17 protein-coding genes are annotated in these 16,819 nt (G+C 72.0%); 8 read left to right on the forward strand and 9 right to left on the reverse strand.

Annotated elements, in window-relative coordinates:
• On the reverse strand, positions 1-1,277 hold a 1,277-nt coding region (locus ACIA5G_RS47110; RefSeq protein ID WP_395935866.1), incomplete at its 3' end, for a BNR-4 repeat-containing protein.
• Positions 1,278-1,417: 140 nt separating this feature from the next.
• Positions 1,418-1,777, reverse strand: a complete 360-nt coding sequence (locus tag ACIA5G_RS47115; RefSeq protein ID WP_395935868.1) for a nuclear transport factor 2 family protein — start codon at positions 1,775-1,777, stop codon at positions 1,418-1,420.
• A gap of 183 nt (positions 1,778-1,960) precedes the next feature.
• Here ACIA5G_RS47115 and ACIA5G_RS47120 point away from each other — a divergent pair, with 183 nt between their 5' ends.
• Together ACIA5G_RS47120 and ACIA5G_RS47125 are read left to right on the forward strand one after the other, a co-directional pair.
• The gene (locus ACIA5G_RS47120; RefSeq protein ID WP_395935870.1) at positions 1,961-2,770 is read left to right on the forward strand and encodes a helix-turn-helix domain-containing protein; all 810 of its coding nucleotides are present in this window, start codon (positions 1,961-1,963) and stop codon (positions 2,768-2,770) included.
• A 47-nt stretch (positions 2,771-2,817) separates the two neighbouring features.
• Positions 2,818-3,597, forward strand: coding sequence for an aldo/keto reductase (locus ACIA5G_RS47125; RefSeq protein ID WP_395935872.1), 780 nt, complete (start codon positions 2,818-2,820; stop codon positions 3,595-3,597).
• Between the two features lie 4 nt (positions 3,598-3,601).
• On the opposite strand, the gene ACIA5G_RS47130 is transcribed toward ACIA5G_RS47125, so the two are convergent.
• The 6 genes from ACIA5G_RS47130 to ACIA5G_RS47155 all read right to left on the reverse strand — a co-directional run bounded on the left by ACIA5G_RS47130 (position 3,602) and on the right by ACIA5G_RS47155 (position 10,027).
• A complete protein-coding gene (locus ACIA5G_RS47130; RefSeq protein ID WP_395935874.1) occupies positions 3,602-5,269 on the reverse strand; it encodes a hypothetical protein in 1,668 nt (555 codons plus the stop codon).
• Between the two features lie 116 nt (positions 5,270-5,385).
• Positions 5,386-6,267 (reverse strand): 3-methyladenine DNA glycosylase, encoded by an 882-nt coding sequence (locus ACIA5G_RS47135; RefSeq protein WP_395935876.1) that lies wholly within the window; start codon positions 6,265-6,267, stop codon positions 5,386-5,388.
• A complete protein-coding gene (locus ACIA5G_RS47140) occupies positions 6,264-7,307 on the reverse strand; it encodes a hemolysin family protein (RefSeq protein WP_395935878.1) in 1,044 nt (347 codons plus the stop codon). The genes ACIA5G_RS47135 and ACIA5G_RS47140 overlap by 4 nt, the downstream gene beginning before the upstream one ends.
• Positions 7,304-8,650, reverse strand: coding sequence for a hemolysin family protein (locus ACIA5G_RS47145; protein ID WP_395935880.1), 1,347 nt, complete (start codon positions 8,648-8,650; stop codon positions 7,304-7,306). The genes ACIA5G_RS47140 and ACIA5G_RS47145 overlap by 4 nt, the downstream gene beginning before the upstream one ends.
• A gap of 203 nt (positions 8,651-8,853) precedes the next feature.
• Positions 8,854-9,420 carry a TIGR03086 family metal-binding protein gene (locus tag ACIA5G_RS47150; RefSeq protein WP_395935882.1) on the reverse strand — a complete coding sequence of 189 codons (567 nt, stop codon included), beginning with the start codon at positions 9,418-9,420 and terminating at the stop codon, positions 8,854-8,856.
• Between the two features lie 22 nt (positions 9,421-9,442).
• Entirely contained in the window at positions 9,443-10,027 is a 585-nt protein-coding gene (locus ACIA5G_RS47155; protein WP_395935884.1) for a TetR/AcrR family transcriptional regulator, read from the reverse strand.
• Between the two features lie 185 nt (positions 10,028-10,212).
• Between ACIA5G_RS47155 and ACIA5G_RS47160 the strand changes: the two genes are divergently transcribed.
• The 5 genes from ACIA5G_RS47160 (at position 10,213) to pip (ending at position 14,430) form a co-directional block, all read left to right on the forward strand.
• Positions 10,213-10,608: a hypothetical protein gene (locus ACIA5G_RS47160; protein WP_395935886.1), complete on the forward strand. Its 396-nt coding sequence runs from the start codon at positions 10,213-10,215 to the stop codon at positions 10,606-10,608.
• Between the two features lie 13 nt (positions 10,609-10,621).
• A complete protein-coding gene (locus ACIA5G_RS47165) occupies positions 10,622-11,257 on the forward strand; it encodes a DUF3558 domain-containing protein (RefSeq protein ID WP_395935888.1) in 636 nt (211 codons plus the stop codon).
• Positions 11,258-11,260: 3 nt separating this feature from the next.
• On the forward strand, positions 11,261-12,634 hold the full coding sequence (locus tag ACIA5G_RS47170) for a hypothetical protein (protein ID WP_395935890.1): 1,374 nt from the start codon (positions 11,261-11,263) through the stop codon (positions 12,632-12,634).
• Positions 12,635-12,676: 42 nt separating this feature from the next.
• Entirely contained in the window at positions 12,677-13,405 is a 729-nt protein-coding gene (locus ACIA5G_RS47175) for an ESX secretion-associated protein EspG (RefSeq protein WP_395936153.1), read from the forward strand.
• Positions 13,406-13,482: 77 nt separating this feature from the next.
• Complete coding sequence (pip, locus tag ACIA5G_RS47180) at positions 13,483-14,430, forward strand: prolyl aminopeptidase (RefSeq protein WP_395935892.1); 948 nt, start codon at positions 13,483-13,485, stop codon at positions 14,428-14,430.
• Positions 14,431-14,536: 106 nt separating this feature from the next.
• Here the strand turns inward: pip and ACIA5G_RS47185 are convergent, their stop codons facing one another.
• A complete protein-coding gene (locus tag ACIA5G_RS47185) occupies positions 14,537-15,736 on the reverse strand; it encodes a Glu/Leu/Phe/Val dehydrogenase dimerization domain-containing protein (protein WP_395935894.1) in 1,200 nt (399 codons plus the stop codon).
• A gap of 122 nt (positions 15,737-15,858) precedes the next feature.
• On the opposite strand from ACIA5G_RS47185, the gene ACIA5G_RS47190 reads away from it, so the two are divergent.
• Positions 15,859-16,785 (forward strand): LysR substrate-binding domain-containing protein, encoded by a 927-nt coding sequence (locus ACIA5G_RS47190; protein ID WP_395935896.1) that lies wholly within the window; start codon positions 15,859-15,861, stop codon positions 16,783-16,785.
• Positions 16,786-16,819 lie beyond the last annotated feature (34 nt).

Here is a 16,819-nt window from a genome sequence, read left to right on the forward strand (position 1 = left end):
CGCGCGGTGTCCGGCAGATAGAGCACATCGCGGCCGTCCGAGTCCCGGCGCACCGCGAGCCGGTCCGCGCTCACGCCCGGCGCGGCGGACTGCGCGGTCCAGGCTCCGTCCGCCGACTGCGTCGCGGCGAAGACCCGGTCGGTGCCCGAGGCGGTCACGTAGTAGATCCGCTTGGTGTCCGTCCCGTCCCAGGTGATGCCGAGGGCGGCCGCGGTCTGTCCGCCGGCGTACACGGTCTTGCGGACCCAGTCGCCGCCGCTCGGATAGGCGTAGTACACGCGGAAGTGGCCACCGCTGTCGGCCGAGCGGTAGCGGTAGGCGATCTTCGGGATGGTGCCGTCGAGGGTGAGCTTGGCGCTCTGCACCGAGGGGCCGGGGTAGGTGTTGTCGTTGCTCCACTCCTCGCCCGCGGTGAGGTCCTGGACGACGTCGGAGGTGGCGGGCGTGACCGGGGCGGTGACCGTGGCGCCCGTGCTGTCCGCGAAGGCGCCGGTCGACGGGTCGTAGGTCAGATACGAGAGCTGGTGACGGAACGCGGTCGCCGGCGCCTTCCCCCACTCGTAGAGGAGGTGGACGCGGCCGGAGGCGTCCACGGTGATGTCGTCGGGGTACACGGAGCGGTTCAGCGCGCTCGCGAAGGTCGCGACGACGCTCCAGCGGGAGTCGGCGTTGTTCCAGCGGTACAGCTTGCCGGGGCGCTGGTCGGAGCCCGAACCGACGCGGGCCGCCAGGTACAGGTCGCCGTTGGGGGCGGTGGTGACGATCGGGTAGGTGATGCCGACGCCCTGGTCGGGCAGCTCGGTCGCGTGGTCGGTGACGGCGGCGCCGGGGGCCTCGGTGCGGTAGTAGCGCCAGGCGTTGGCGTGCATGGAGGCGAAGACGTGCAGGCGGCCGCTGCCGTCGCGGGCGACGGAGGGCTGGTTGTGGCCGTTGTCGTCGGGGAACTCGGCTCGCTGCCCGTCGCGGTTGACCAGCGGCAGCAGGCTCCAGGCCCCGTCCGGGTCGCGCCGTGCGATGGCGGGCCGGTGCGTCGCGGCCGTCGAGCCCGGCTCGTTGAAGGCGAAGTACGTGTACTGGCCGCGGCCCTTGTACGTGGCGACCGGCGTCCACCAGGCGGCCTGGTTCGACGAGTCCATCGCGTACGGGACCTTCTCGGTCACCGTCGTCGCGGCCGCGGCGCTGTGCGCGGTGTCGGCTGCGACAGCCGGGACGGGCAGGAGGAGGGCGACCAGGGCCGTGGCCGCTGCGGTGTACGTGCGTACCGTGTGACGTCGCAAGATGAACTCCTTCGCGGGTGCGTGGGTGCGGGCGTGGAGGTGACGCGGACGGGGGGGGGCCCCGGGCCGCCCGCCCGCGCGGGCGGCGTGCGGGGGGGGGCCGGGGGGGGCCCCCCGGCCGGGGCCCCCGCACGGAGGTTTCAGCCGGGCAGCTTGTCGAGGAAGCCGTGCACCTTCGTGATGCGGCCGTCTTCCAGCTCGACGACGTCGAACCCGATGGCGACCGGCTCCGCGCCCGGCGTGCCGAGGTGCCACTGGAACCGCGCGAGGTCGTGGTGCGCGTCCGGCCCGGCCGGCAGGCTGAAGGTGAGCCCGGCGAACTGCTGCTGCGCCCCGGCGACGAACTGGTCGATCCCGTCGTGCCCGGCCACGGCCCCGAGCGGATCGGTGTAGCCGGCGCCCTCGGCGAAGACGTCGGCGATGAGCGCCCGCCGCTTGTCCGCGTCGGTCTCGTTCCACACGGCGATGTACTGCTCCACGACGGTGCGGACGTCGGTCATGAGGTGCTCCTTCGGTTGGGGGACAACGGGTTCTCGTCGTCCTGCGCTGGGATCGACTGTGGCGGACGGGTGGCGGCCCGTCGATTACGCTTGAGGTAATGCGGGGACCCCCGCTGAACGCCGTTGCGGGCATTACCCCGGAAGTAATGGCAGCGGCCCCGTGATCGTCGTAGCGTCGCCCGGGTGACGACTACGGTGCAGGCGGCCGCGCGGCAGCGGCCGGTGGGTGAGCTGCTGCGGGAATGGCGCGACCGGCGCCGGATCAGCCAGCTCGACCTGGCCATCTCGGCCGACATCTCCACCCGCCACCTGAGCTTCGTGGAGACCGGCCGCTCCAAGCCGAGCCGGGACATGGTGCTGCGGCTCGGGGAGCACCTCGAGGTCCCGCTGCGGGAGCGCAACCGGCTGCTGCTCGCCGCCGGATATGCGCCGGCCTACACCGAGAACGCCTTGAGGGACCCGGAGATGAGTGCCGTCCGCCAGGCCGTGCGGCTGCTGCTCGCCGGGCACGAGCCGTACCCCGCCGCCGTTGTCGACCGGAACTGGAACCTCGTCGACGCCAACGCCGCCACCGGCCTGTTCGTCGCCGGGATCCCGCCCGAGCTGACCACGAACGTGCTGCGCGCGACCCTGCACCCGGACGGCATGGCCCCGCACGTCCTGAACCTGGGGGAGTGGCGCGCCCACCTGCTCGGCCGGCTGCGCCGCCAGGTGGGCCAGACCGCGGACGCCGGGCTCGCCGAGCTGCTGGCCGAGCTGCGCGCGTACCCGTGCGACCAGCCGGTGCCCGAGGTGGAGGTCCCTGGACCGGGTGACATCTTCGTGCCGCTGAAGTACCGCCACGAGGGCACCGACCTGACGTTCTTCAGCACGGTGGCCACCTTCGGCACCCCGTTGGACGTCACCGTCGCGGAACTGGTGATCGAGTCGTTCTTCCCGGCCGACCCGGCGACGGCCGCGTACCTGCGCGAGCGGGCCGCCCGGGTGGGATGATGGGGTCCGGAAGCCCCGCGCAGCACCGAAGTGAGGATCACCGGTAGATGGCCGTTCCGCCTTCGCTCGCCCTGTCCGACGGAGTCCGCATCCCCCAGTTGCTGTTCGGTGTCTCGGGGCTGAGCCCGGCCGAAACCGGCCGGGCCGTCCGCATCGCCCTCGACACCGGCTATCGCGGCATCGACACCGCACCCGAGAACGAGACGGCGGTCGGTGCGGTGCTCGCCACTGCCGACGTGCCCCGCGAAGAGCTCTTCCTCAGCATCAAGGTGCCCGCCCAGGGTTACGACGCCGCCCGCCGCACCGCGGACGACGCCCTGGCCGCGCTCCAGGTCGAGCAGGCCGACCTGTGCCTGCTGGACGGCACCAAGGGCGCGTTCACCGACACCTGGCGCGCGCTGAGCCGGCTGCGCGCCGACGGCCGTGTCCGCGTCCTGGGCGTGACCGGCTTCGGGGTCTCCGAACTGCGCCGGCTGATCGACGCCACCGGTGCGGTCCCCGCGGTCAACGTCGTCGAACTGCACCCGTGGCTGCAGCAGCTGCCGCTGCGCGAGTTCCACACCGAGCGCGGCATCGTGACGGTCGCGTCGAGCCCGGCCGCGAACAGCGGGTTGCTGGCCGACGAGACGGTCACCGCGCTGGCGGCGAAGTACGGCAAGACGCCGGCCCAGATCGTGCTCCGGTGGCACCTCCAGGCCGGCACGGTCGCGGTGGCGGCTTCGGCCACCACGACCCGGATCCGCGAGAACTTCGGGATCTTCGACTTCGAGCTGGCCGACGACGACCTCGCCGTGGTGGCCGAGCTCGACAACGGGACGCGCGTCTAGCTGCTCAGGTCGACTTGATGCCCGCGGCGGCGAAGTCGGCCTGCTGGGCGGGCTGCTCGAGGTACTCGCGGAACGTCTGGGCGGCGCGCAGCACGGTGTCGTCGATGCCCTGGCCCGACAGCCCGATGAACGGGTAGTCCGCCGACCGGGCGTTCGCCACCGACTGGGCCGGCGAGCCGATCATCTCGGGCTTCTTGGTGGTCAGCTCGCTCACCCAGTACGACGACTCGGGCAGCCACGCGGCCGGGAGCCCGCCGATGGCGTCCAGGTTGGTCCGGCCGACCAGCGCGTCGAGCACCTGCGACGACGGCTTGGCTTCGATCATCACGTGCACGCACTGGCCGTGCACGACGGTGGCGGCGGCGTTCCAGCGGTCGGCCGCGGCGGTGAGCGGCTTCTGCACGCTCGGCGTCACGATGATCCGCATGTGGGACGTGCCGCTGGAGCAGCTGGCGGCCTGCGCCTCGGCGCGGCTGTTCAGCTCGCTGTCGGCCCAGTTCCAGCCGACCACGCCGAGCCCGATCAGGGCGGCGAGCACCAGGCAGGCGATCGGCCAGCCCGCGATCTTGCGGCGCGGGGTCTTCTTGCCGACGATGCGGTGCGACCCGGTGGCCTCACCCTTGCCGAGCGTCCGGTGGGAGCCGGTGGACTCGCTCTGGCCGTCGGCGCGGTGCGGGCCGGTGGCCTCGCTGCGCCCGGCCGGGCGGTCCGAGCCGGCGCTTTCGCCACGGCTCGCGGCCCGGCGGGACCTGGTGCTTTCGCCACGGCCCGGGATCCGCGAGGCGACCGTCTCTTCGTCAGGGCCGGCGGATCGGCGGGACTTGGCGCCTTCGCCGCGGCCGGCCGTTCGCGAGGTTCCGGTGTCTTCGGCGCGGCTCGCGGCCCGCCGGGACCGGGCGCTTTCGCCGCGGCCTGCCGTCCGGGCGGAGGTCGTGTCGTCGTCGCGGCTCGCGCCGGTGTCCTCGCTCCGGCCGGCGGCGCGGAAGGACCCGGACTGCTCGCTGCGTGCGGTGATCGGGTAGTTGCCGGAGGCCTCACCGTGCCGGGTGATCACCTCGGTCCGCTCGGCGGCGGTCTCGTTCGGGCGGGCGGCGGGAGCGGCGGGGAAGGTGCCGGAAGCCTCGCCCCGGCGGCCGGCGGGCTGAGCGCCGCGGCCCGCGACCGGGTAGGAGCCGGAGGCCTCGCCTCGACGGCCGGTGGGCTGAGCGCCGGGACCCGCGACGGGGTACGAGCCGGAAGCTTCACCCCGCCGGGTGACCGGATAGGCGCCGGAAGCTTCGCCGCGACCCGTGGCGGGGTAGGAGCCGGAAGCCTCGCCAGGGCGGGCGACGGGGTAAGCGCCGGATGCTTCGCCGGGACGAGCGGCAGGGTAGGCGCCGGACGCTTCGCCGCGACCCGTGGCGGGGTAGGAGCCGGAAGCCTCGCCAGGGCGGGCGGCGGGCCCGGGAACACGAGAGGAGCCGGTGGCCGGACCGCGGCGGCCCGCGATCCCGAACGCATCGGAGATGGAGCTGCGCTTCGGCTTCCGGACGGCGCCGGAAGCGTCGCTGCGGCCCGCGGCCGGGTACGCACCGGAGGCCTCACCCGGGTGCGGGCGGCCCTCGGCGGGGCTGCGCGGCGTGCGGTCGTGAGGGTGCGGCACCGGCTCCTCGTCCCGTGCGTGTCGCCCCATCGTCATCCTTTCGGGGGTGAGCGCATGCCAAGCACGCGCTGCGATGCAATCAAACCGTTATCACCCTAACAGGTGAGTATCAGAGAGAGAATAATCTGACTCACAGTCGCCCGCGCTCAGGGTGCTGCGCTGACCAGGCGATGGCAATGCGCAATCAGGCGATGACGCAGCGGTGCGGCTTGATGCGCGAAATCGCTCTGGGCCCGGGCGTATTCGGCTCTTCCCGCAGTGGTTTCGATCCGCACCGGCGGATAACCGAGTGCAGCCAGGTCGTACGGGCTGGCCCGCATGTCGAGCGTCCGGATCTCGACGGCCAGCTCGAAACAGTCGGCCACGAGCTCCGCGGGCACGAACGGGTCAAGCTTGTACGCCCATTTGAACAGGTCCATGTTCGCGTGCAGGCACCCCGGCTGCTCGAGTGCGACCTGCGTCTCCCTCGTCGGTGTCAGCTCGTTCCGCGGCCGCGCCGGGGCGGTGAAGAACCGGAACGCGTCGAAGTGCCCGCAGCGGATGTCGAGCGACTCCACCACCGAGTCGGTGCCCGCGGAGCCGAGCCGGAGCGGAACCTGGTTGTGCCGCACCGAATCCGCCGGCTCGCGGTAGACCATGGCCCACTCGTGCAGCCCGAAACAGCTGAGCCGCGGCGCGCGAGCCGCCGTCGCACTCAACAGGCCGAGGACGAACTCGGCCGTCCGCGTTTTGCCCTCGGTGAAGCCCGCGGGGTCGAGGACCACGCCGTCGGCGGTCTCGACGTAGCCCTTGCGGTCCAGGAAGCGGCGCGCCGCGGGCCCGGCGAGCGCAACGCCGGGCCCGGGCTGCCACCGTTCGAGGTGCGACGGCCGGTACGAGTAGTAGGTGAACAGGAAGTCCAGCACCGGGTGCTTTTCCCCGCGCGAACGCCGCTCCTGGTGCGGGACCGTCCACCGGCGCATCCGCTCGACGTGCGCCGCCTCCCGGGCCAGCCAGTCCGGTTCGGCGAGCACGTCGGCGGCGGTCATGCGCCCACGTGGGTGCCGTCGCGCACGGTGCCCACGTACTCCTCGACGAGGTCCTCCAGGGCGACCACCCCGACCGCCTTGCCGTCGACGTCGAGCGCCCGCGCCAGGTGGCTGCCTTCCTTGCGCATGGCCGAAAGCGCGACGTCGAGCCGGGCGTCGGCCCGCAGCTCGGTGAGCGCGCGGGTCTTGGCCGTCGGCACGATCGTCGCCGGGTCCTGGCCGGCCAGGTCGAGGACGTCCTTCACGTGGATGTAGCCGGTCAGCCGGCCGTCGTCGGTGCACACCGGGAACCGGGAGAAGCCGGTGGAGGAGACCACCCGCTCCACGTCGCCGACCGTCGGCCCGCACGGCAGGGTGGTCAGCTCGGCCGTCGGCACCAGCACGTCGGCCACCGTCTTCTGCACCGAAGACAGCGTCTGGGTGAGCCGCCGGTGCTCGGACTGGTCGATCAGGCCTTCCCGCCGCGACTCGCTGAGCAGCTCGGCCAGCTCGTCGGAGGTGTAGGCCGTCTCCAGCTCGTCCTTCGGCTCGACCTTCACCGCGCGCAGCAGCGAGTTCGCGACGAAGTTCAGCAGCCAGATGAACGGGTTGGCGAGCTTGACCCAGCCCACGTGCACCGGCACCAGCCACAGCGCGAGCCGCTCGGGCTCGGCGATCGCGAGGTTCTTCGGCACCATCTCGCCGATCAGGACGTGCAGCACGGTGATGAGCGCCAGCGCGATGGCGAACGAAACCGCGTGCAGCAGCGCCTCGGGCAGGCCCAGCAGGTCGAAGAACACGGACAGCCGGTGGGCGATCGCGGGCTCACCGAGGCGGCCGAGCAGCAGCGAGCAGATGGTGATGCCCAGCTGCGCGCCGGCCAGCATCAGCGACACGTGCTTGCTCGCGTTGATCACGATCTTCGCGCGGGTCTTGCCCTGTTCCAGCAGTGCTTCGAGCCTGTCTCGCCGCGAGGAGATCAGCGTGAACTCCGCGCCGACGAAGAAGGCGTTGAGCAGCAGCAGGAGCACCACGAGGGCGATGTTCAGCCAGTCGCTCACGAGACCACCTCGGCTTCAGTGGCTTCAACGGGGGCCCGCACCGGGGCCACTTCGACCTCGGCGATCCGGCGTTTGTCCATCGTGGTCACCGTGAGCCGCCAGCCGTCGACCTCCGCGGCGTCCCCCTCGGCGGGGATCTTGCCCAGCCGCTCGAGGATCAGCCCGGCGATGGTTTCGTAGTCACCGTCCGGCATCCGGAACCCGGTGACGTCGGTGACCTCGTCGGGCCGCAGCTGCCCGGACACCAGCCAGCTGTCGGTGCCGACCTGCTGCGACGCGGGGGCTTCGCGGTCGTCGTGCTCGTCGCGGACGTCGCCGATGATCTCCTCGACGACGTCCTCGAGCGTGACCAGCCCGGCCGTGCCGCCGTACTCGTCGACGACGATCGCCAGCTGGAAGCGGGAGTCACGCAGCCGGTTGAGCAGGTCGTCGCCGGGCAGGGACTCGGGCACGGTCGGCACCGGCCGCATGACCGAGCCGATCGGCACCGCGGCGCGGTCGGCGGCCGGCACCGCGAAGGCCTGCTTGACGTGCACCGCGCCGCGGACGTCGTCGAGGTCCTCGGCGTGCACCGGGAACCGGGAGAAGCCGGTCCGGCGCGAGATGTCGATGAGGTCCTCGATGGTGTCGTCGACGGCGAGCGATTCGAGCTGCACGCGCGGGGTCATCAGCTCTTCCGCGGTGCGCTCGCCGAACCGCAGCGAGCGGTCCAGCAGCTCCGCGGTCGAGGTGTCGAGCGTGCCGCTCTCGGCGCTGGACCGGACGATCGAGCCCAGCTCCTGCGGCGAGCGTGCGGACCGCAGTTCTTCCTGCGGCTCGACACCGAACTTGCGGACGAGGAAGTTCGCGCTGTTGTTCATCAGCGTGATGAGCCACCGGAACAGCGAGGAGAACCGCGAGTGGTAGCCGGCGACCGCGCGGGCGGTCGGCAGCGGCCGGGCGATCGCGAGGTTCTTCGGCACCATCTCGCCGAGGATCATCGACAACGAGGTGGCGATGATCAGGGCGAGCACGATCGACGCGCCCGCGGCGAACGCCTCGGGCAGCCCGACGCCGGTGAGCAGCGGCCGGACGAGCTCGCCGATCAGCGGCTCGGCCAGGTAACCGGTGATCAGCGTGGTGAGCGTGATCGCGACCTGGGCGCCGGAGAGCTGGAACGACAGCGTCCGGTGGGCCTTTTGGACGGTCAGCGCCCGGCGGTCGCCGACCTGGCGGACGTTGGCGTCCACCGTGCTGCGCTCCAGCGCGGTCAGCGAGAACTCGGCCGCGACGGCGAGTCCGGTGCCGACCGTCAGCAGGACGAAGAGGAGGACGCCGAGCACGGCGAAGAGGATCTGGGTCATTCCGCACCCGCCCGGTCGGCGGGGGATGAACCTATCGGACAGCCGGGTCGGTCACCCGGCTCGGTACTGTCACCAGGTGACTGCGCTGCGCGCACGAAACGGTCACTCCTAGTAGTAAATCGGCGTGTACTGCGAGAATAGGGACAATCTTAACGGGTCCTTGCCGGTCACCGCCGGGATATCGGTGTGTCGGCGCGCTCACCTCAGCGCGGATCGCGGCCGAGCAGGGCGACGAGCCGGGCGGCGGCCCCGGCGCGGGCGTGGACCGCGACCGGCGGGTCGAACAGGCCGAGGCCCTGCCAGTCGTCCACCCACGGCCGGACGATGTCGAGCAGCCGTTCGGCCAGCGGCTCGGTCACCGGGTTGGGCAGGCCGAGCGCGATCGCGAGGTCCCAGGCGTGCACGGCGGCGTCGACCGTCATCTGCCAGGCGTACTCGCGGGCGGGGACCAGTCCGAAGGAGAGGTGGACGGTCCGTTCGAGCACGCTGTTGTCGAGGAAGGCCTCCCGGGCGGCCTCGGCGGCCGCGTCCCAGGCGGCCACCGGGTCTTCGCCGAGGACGTCACCGTCGAAGCGGTCGCCGACGTCGTCGAGGGTCGCGCCGGCGAGCAGGGAAGGCGCCCACAGCTGCTCGGCGACGAGGTGGTTCACGAGGTCGCGGACGGTCCACTCGGCACACGGCGTCCGGTGGTCCCAGTCGGCCGCGCCGGCGGCGCGCAGGGCGTCACCGAAAGCGCGCAACGCCTGGCCGTGCGCCTCGAGAAGATCCACGCGGCCATTTGACCACGCCGGCTCAGGTGGTGCCGGGCCGGTGCCGCCGCACGGTCTCCTCGACGAGGTCCAGCACGGGGCCGAGCCCGGCGCCGGGCAGGCCCATCGCCAGGTGCGAGACGAGTCCTTCGAGGACGAGCTCGAGGAAGGCGGTGAGGACGTCGACGTCGACGTCGTCACGCAGTTTCCCGGCCTCCCGCTGGCGCAGCAGGCGCAGCCGGGTGGCGGTGGTCAGCTGCTCGGACCGCTCGGCCCAGCGGGCGCGGAACTCCGGGTCGGTGCGCAGCCGCCGGGAGACCTCGAGGCGGGTGCCGAGCCAGTCGGCGGGGTGCTCGCCGTCGCCGGCCAGGAGGTCGCGCATGACCTGGACGAGCCCCTGCTCGGCGACGACGTCGGCCATCCGGATGGCGTCGTCCTCGGCGAGGGCGAGGAAGAGCGACTCCTTGTCGCGGAAGTGGTGGAAGATGGCCCCGCGGGACAGCCCGGTGGCTTCCTCCAGGCGCCGGACTGTGGCACCTTCGTAGCCGTAGCGCGCGAAGCACACGCGGGAGCCGTCGAGGATCTGGCGCCGTCTTGCGTCGAGGTGATCCTGGCTTACGCGTGGCATCCTGAAATCCTGGCACCGCGGACCGGGATCTCGCAATCCGTACGTACGTACTGTGACCCGGAGTGCCGGGAACCGAACCGATGGCCCCATCGTCGGAACGTTGCGGCGATTCGCTGACACGGCGTGAGACGGTTGGCTAGTCTTTGCACCATCACGGTGGGTGAACTGAGGGGCAGGTGCGGGGCGTGATCATCGGCGAAGCCGGACAGGCGGCACAGGCACTGTGGGGCGACGCGTTCGCGGACTCCGCGCCGGTGTACGGCGGCGGTGGCAAGGGTGGCCAGTTCAAGATGGACCCCGAAGAGCTGGCCGCGGTGATCAGCCAGTGGGAGGACGTCCTCGACAAGATCGTCGACGACGGCAACAAGATCCACAGTCTGGTGTACACGCCCAAGTTGGCGCCGGGCGAGGATTCCGTCAGCGGTGGCTACGCCTCGACCACCAGTGACTCGATCGCCTCGCTCATGCGGCAGAACGACTCGATGCGCAAGTACGCGCAGGAGTACATCAAGAAGCTGAAGGAAGCGCAGTCGAAGACCGTGGTCACCGACCAGGACTTGTCGGACACCTTCAAGGCATAGGCGACCAGAACTCGTGCGAAGCAAACTCATCACCCTCGCTGTGTCTTTGGCCGTCTCGGCAGCGCTCGCGACGGCGTGTACGTCGACCACCGGCGGTGCCGCGTCTCCCGCGCCGAGCGATTCGCCCTCGTCGGGCGCATCTTCGGCCGACCCCGAGGTGCCCAAGGTCGCGCAGGCCCTCGACGCGGGCAAGTACGTCGGAGACCCCTGCGGCCTGGTCCCGAAGGATCTGCTCACGTCCCTCAGGTACACCGACGCCGGCGAATCCCACCCGGCAGGCAACACGCCACTGACCGAAGCCGGACCGTCCTGCGCCTGGAAGATCAAGGGCGAGGGGATCGGCGCCCAGGTCATCCTGGGCACGGGGAACCGCGAGAACGGGACGGGTGGCCTGGCCGGCCAGTACGCCGCCTACCGCGACGGGCGCATCGTCAAGTTCCTCGAGCGGGCCCCGGACGTCGACGGTTATCCGGCGATCTACTTCGACGCGGTGGACGAGCGGTCGATGGGCACCTGCACCCTCGCCGTCGGAATCGCCGACGACCTCTCGTTCAGCGTGCAGGCTCAGGGGTACCAGGGGCAGGACGACTCGTGCGGCACGGCCACCCGGATGGCGGCCGCTGTGATCAAGACGCTCAAGGGGGCATGACGAGTGGACGGCAAGCAGATCTACGACAACTTCAGACAGGGCGACACCACCGGGCTGCAGAACACGGCGGAGGTCGTCCGAGAGCTGTCCGACGCCTACATGGAGCGGGGCGCGAGCATCAAGGCCCTCCAGGCGCGCATGGTGAACTCCTGGAGCGGTACCGCCGCCGACGCCGCGAACGCGGGTGCGGGACCGATGGAACGGGCCTTCCACGACAGTTCCGGGCCCTTGGACGACACCGCGGCGTCGGTCAAGATCCAGGCCGCCGTGTTCGAAAGTTCGAACCACTCGGTCGTCGAGGTGCCGCCGAAGCCGGACAAGCCCAGCCCGTGGAGCACCGGTCTCAAGGCCGCGATCCCGATCGCCGGGCCGTTCATGGCCAAGAACGACCTCGACAACTACCAAGAAGGCATGCAGAAGTACAACGCGGCGAACGAGACCAACGTCCGCGTGATGGACCAGTACAGCAACGCCACCGAAAGCACCCGGTCCGCCCTGCCCACGGAGTACGGCGTCCTCGAGTCCGACGGCGCCGCGATCTCGGTGAAGACCCCGGGCGGCCTGCCTCCGGTCGGGCCGCCGCCCATCATCGACGGGCACAAGTGGTGGGCGGAGCCGCCGACGAACGAGTCCAACGACCACACCTCGACCACCAGCGTCGACACCACGCACACCGGCGGCCCCGACAAGCCGGGGCAGACCGATGGCACGGGTCGCCCGACCGACACGACCCGGCCGACCGACACCGGACGCCCAACCGACACCGGACGCCCGACGGACACCGGACGGCCGATCGACACCACCCGGCCGACGGACACCACGCGCCCGACCGGCACGACGTGGCCGACGACGCTGCCGACCGACCAGCGGACCACGGACCGCCCCGGCAAGACGCCGCCCGGCACCGGGGGGATCGACTTCTACCCGACGAACACCGGGGGCGGCGGGGGCCAGAACTACTCGAACACCTTCGGGAGCGACCCCAACTCGAGCACCGGCGGCCGCGGGCCGAACAGCGGGAACGCCGGGAGCCGGTTGCTCGACTCGAACGGCCGGCCCATCGGTGGCGGCGGCAGCGGAACCGGCGCCGGCAGCGGCAGTGGTGGCAGCGGGAGTGGCGCCGCGGGGGAGCGCGGGCTCGGCAGCGGCCGTGGTTCCGGCATGGGCAGCCTCGGCAACGCGGCCGCCGCGGAGGCCGCCGCCGCGCGGGGAGCCGCCGGCCGGTCCGGGCAGATGGGGCCCATGGGTGCCGGCGGCCGCCGGGGCGAGGGTGAGGAAGATGATGAACACCAGCGCCCGGACTTCCTGATCGAAGCGGACCCGGACGCGATCTTCGGCACCGACCAGCGGACCAGTCCGCCGGTCATCGGCGAGTAGAACGAGTAGGCGAGCAGGCAGGTGGACGTGGCAACAGGCCGGGTGGACGTTCCGGTCGAGGCGTTGGCCGCACTGGCCGAACGCGAACAGGCCGGCCAGTTGCACATCACTCTGCGCCCGGAGCCGCTGTGGCTCTCGGACGAGGAGCGCGACGAAGCCGGCAAGCGTGTCGACGCCGCGCTGGCGGAGGCGGGACTCGTCGACGCGCGGGGCCGGGCCACCGTCGACTTCCTCGACTGGCTGCCGCTGCTGGTGAACCCGGCGCGGGAGTTCTACGGCTGGGTCGGCGCCGGCGGGCAGACCTACGGGGTGCTCGCCGCGGCGAAAGGGCTGCAGGCGGTTCTGGCGGTCTCCGACGGCACGCACGTCGGCGTGCAGGAGATCGACCGGAACCGGCTCGCCGAATCGCTCGTCGAGCAGCTGCCGCCGGTGGGCGCGGGCGGCGGCCACCCGCGCGCCGTCCGGGTGGCGGACCTGGCCGAGGCGGCGCGTCTCGGCCAAGAGGCCTACCCGCTGAACCCGGCGATCGCCGACGTGGTCAGCCTGGTCCAGCGGCCGGTGACCGGCAGCGGGGAGCTCTACGTCGGCCGCCGCGACGACGTCGGGCGGCACACCTGCCTGCAGCAGCCGCTGCACTACGCCGACACCGACTGGGGCCGCTACCTCAGCTACACCTCCGGTGCAGGCGAGGACGCCGTCATCCACATCGGGCCCGCGGGGCCGCGGGAGCTGGCCGACACCCTCGCCGAGCTGGCCGGCACCCTTACCTGAGTCGAAATAGGGACGCGAGGAGACGGCTCAGCCGCTAATGTGACAGCGCTGTTGTATTCCGCTGGAAGGACACGCCGATGGCTGGGCTGTATCCGGAGATCGAACCGTACGAGCACGGTTTGCTCGACGTCGGCGACGGGCACGAGATCTACTGGGAGACCTGCGGAAACCCGGCCGGGAAACCGGCGCTCGTCGTGCACGGCGGGCCCGGCTCCGGCTGCTCGGCGAACGTCCGGCGGTTCTTCGACCCGGCGCGCTACCGGATCGTCCTGGCCGACCAGCGCGGCTGCGGCCGCAGCACCCCGCACGCCGGCGCCCCGGTCGCCGACCTGTCCGCCAACACCACCGACCACCTCGTGGCGGACTTCGAGCGGCTCCGCACCCACCTCGGGATCGAGCGGTGGCTGCTGTTCGGCGGGTCGTGGGGCTCGGTGCTCAGCCTGACCTACGCCCTGCGGCACACCGAGCGGGTCAGCGAGATGGTGCTCATGGGCCTGGCGACCGACCGGCACATCGAGGTCGAGATGCTCATCCGCGGCCTCGGCGCCTACTTCCCGGAGGGCTTCGCGAAGTTCCGCGAAGGTGTGCCGGAGGCCGAGCGCGACGGCGACCTGGCCGCGGCCTACCACCGGCTGCTGATGGACCCCGACCCCGCGGTCCACCACCGGGCGGCGGCCGGCTGGTGCGCCTGGGAGGACGCGATGCTCCCCGGCGTGCCGCCGCACGACGTCTTCCAGGACCCGGCCTACCGGCTCTGTTTCGCGCGGCTGGTCACGCACTACTTCAGCAACCGGGCGTTCCTCGAGGACGGCGTGATCCTGCGCGAGGCCGGCAAGCTCGCCGGCATCCCGGCCGTGCTGGCGCAGGGCGTGCTGGACACGAGCAACATCGTCGGCACGCCGTGGCTGCTGCACCACGCCTGGCCGGGCAGCGAGCTGGTGCTGCTCGACGACGTCGGGCACACGGTGTCGGCCGGGTCGATGCAGGACGTCCTGGTCGGCGCGACGGACCGGTTCGCCGGCTGACGGAAGCCCGCGCGGCCTCGGACGTCGTGAACGACTCTTTCACCTCGTCCGACGAGGTGAAAGAGTCGTTCATCGCACCGCTGCCGTACGACGATGCTTCTCCGGGTCACGGGATGAGCAGCTGCGGCTCACCCTCCGGCGTGAGCGCCGCTTCGGCGCGCTCGACGCGGTTGGTCTCGGCCAGCCGCAGGCCGGTGACGCGCAGCGGCAGCCGGTCCATGGTCCAGCCGGTCAGCAGGAGCGCCACCTTGGCCTGCATCTCGGTGCGCAGCCGCAGGAACGAGTCGGCCGGGTCGGCGCCGACCTCGCCCAGCAGCAGCCACCACGCCCAGGCGGCCGCGCCGGCGTTGGCGACGAAGTCCGGCACCACCGCGACGCCCCGCGCCGAGAGCGCCGCTTCCGCCTCCGGCGTTGTCGCCGCGTTGGCCGCTTCGACGACGACCTTGGCCTTGACCAGGTTCTCGTTGTCCGGCCGCAGCGCGTAGGAGATCGCGGCGGGCACGAAGATGTCGGCGTCGATGCCGACGATCGTCTCGCGCGGCAGCACCCGGACCCCGGCCGGCAGCCGGGAGCGGTCGACCTCGCCGAAGCGGTCGCGCAGCTCCAGCAGCGCCGGGACGTCGAGGCCCTCCGGCGCGTACAGCGTGCCCACCGCGTCGGCGACCGCCACGACCTTCACCCCGGCTTCGTGCAGGTACCAGGCCGCGCCGCCGCCCATCGTGCCGATGCCCTGGATCGCGACCGTCGTCTCGGGCACGGCCCAGTCCCACGCCGCCGCGACGCCGAGGCACGCCTGCGCCACGCCGTAACCGCCGACGACGTCGCCGAGCAGCAGCCCGCCGGGCACCGGGGCGTTGAGTCCCGCCTGGACCCGCCGCAGGGTGCGTGCCGGATCGGCCGAACGGCGGATCGCCGCGTGGTACGACTGCTCGAGGCCGAGCTCGGCAAACACCTCGTCGATCAGGTGCTGGGGCACGCCGAGGTCCTCGGCGGTCACCCAGTGCGCGTCCAGCCACGGGCGCAGGAACGAGCAGAAGCGCTTGAGGACGTCGAAGGCGCGCGGGTCCTTCGGGTCGAAGTCGATGCCGCCCTTGGCCCCGCCGACCGGCAGGTTGAAGGTCGCGGTCTTGTTGGCCATCCCCCGGGCGAGGTCCTCGACCTCGGTCATCGTGCAGCCCGCCCGCATCCGGGTGCCGCCGGTCGCGACGCCGGAGACCAGGCTGTGCACCACCAGGTAGCCGTTCGCGCCGGTGACGGGGTCGGTCCACGTGAGCCGCATCAGCGGCTCGGCGTTGCGCGGGGTCATCAGGGCCACCCACCTCCAGTGGAGTTCCGGGGCGGCCTCGTGACCGCCTTCCACGAGCGTGCGCCCCCGGTGGCCCCCGCGTCCATTTAACGCTGCTGCACGATGTCGTTTAGGTTTGGTGCATGGAGCTTTCGTTGCACCGCTTGCGGATGCTTCGCGAGCTGCACCGCCGGGGCACCGTGACGGCGGCGGCCGCGGCGCTGCACTACACCGCTTCGGCGGTATCGCAGCAGCTCGCGCAGCTGGAACGGGACGTGGGGGCCAAGCTGTTCGAACGGCTGGGCCGGCGCGTCCAGCTGACCGAGCTCGGCACCCTGCTGACCGAGCACGCCGAGGAGATCCTGAGCTCGGTGGAGCGCGCGACCCTCGCCCTCGAGGAGGCGCAGGAGGCCCGCACGGTCCGGTTGACGGCCGGGGTGTGGGCGTCGGTGGCCTCCGGGCTGCTCCCGACGGCGCTGACCGCGCTCGCCGGCGAGCACCCCGGCATCGAGGTGCGCACCCGCGAGCTGGCCCCCGAAGACACCGCCGACGCGGTCCGCGACGGCACCCTCGACCTCTCCTTCGTCATCGACTACTCCGACGCGCCGACGGCCTGGGACGCCGGGCTGGAACGCGCGGTCGTGGCGGTCGAACGGCTGCACGCGGCGGTCCCGCGGGGCGCGGTGCCGTCGGGGTCGGCGTCGCTGGACGACCTCGCCGAGCACCCGTGGATCCTGGCCAGCCCGAAGTCGCACTTCGGCCGGGCGATGCGGACGGCCTGCCAGCGCCACGGCTTCGCCCCGAAGATCAACCACGAGGTCGAGGAGCAGTCGACGGCGATGGCGATGGTGGGGGCCGGCCTCGGCGTCACCCTCGTCTCGGACCTGGGCCTGCGGCTGCTGCGGCCACCCGGGATCGACGTCGTCACGCTCACCACGCCACTGCTCCGAACGGTTTCTATCGCTTACCGGCGCACCGCGTTCCGGCGGCCGGCGTTGCACCTGGTGATCGAGGCCGTGCGGGCCTCGGCGGCCGAGCTGGGCCTGGGCACCGAGTCCGCTTTGCCCTGATCCGGGACTTCTTACGGAGTGGTGATCGCGTCTT

Origin of the sequence: Amycolatopsis sp. NPDC051758 (genome assembly GCF_044453095.1) — a bacterium.
GTDB lineage: Bacteria > Actinomycetota > Actinomycetes > Mycobacteriales > Pseudonocardiaceae > Amycolatopsis.

Coding starts and splice junctions, on each gene's coding strand:
- ACIA5G_RS47115 (WP_395935868.1), bottom strand. CDS start 1,777: ATGACCGACGTCCGCACCGTCGTGGAGCAGTACATCGCCGTGTGGAAC.
- ACIA5G_RS47125 (WP_395935872.1), top strand. CDS start 2,818: ATGGCCGTTCCGCCTTCGCTCGCCCTGTCCGACGGAGTCCGCATCCCC.
- ACIA5G_RS47130 (WP_395935874.1), bottom strand. CDS start 5,269: ATGGGGCGACACGCACGGGACGAGGAGCCGGTGCCGCACCCTCACGAC.
- ACIA5G_RS47135 (WP_395935876.1), bottom strand. CDS start 6,267: ATGACCGCCGCCGACGTGCTCGCCGAACCGGACTGGCTGGCCCGGGAG.
- ACIA5G_RS47145 (WP_395935880.1), bottom strand. CDS start 8,650: ATGACCCAGATCCTCTTCGCCGTGCTCGGCGTCCTCCTCTTCGTCCTG.
- ACIA5G_RS47155 (WP_395935884.1), bottom strand. CDS start 10,027: ATGCCACGCGTAAGCCAGGATCACCTCGACGCAAGACGGCGCCAGATC.
- pip (WP_395935892.1), top strand. CDS start 13,483: ATGGCTGGGCTGTATCCGGAGATCGAACCGTACGAGCACGGTTTGCTC.
- ACIA5G_RS47185 (WP_395935894.1), bottom strand. CDS start 15,736: ATGACCCCGCGCAACGCCGAGCCGCTGATGCGGCTCACGTGGACCGAC.
- ACIA5G_RS47190 (WP_395935896.1), top strand. CDS start 15,859: ATGGAGCTTTCGTTGCACCGCTTGCGGATGCTTCGCGAGCTGCACCGC.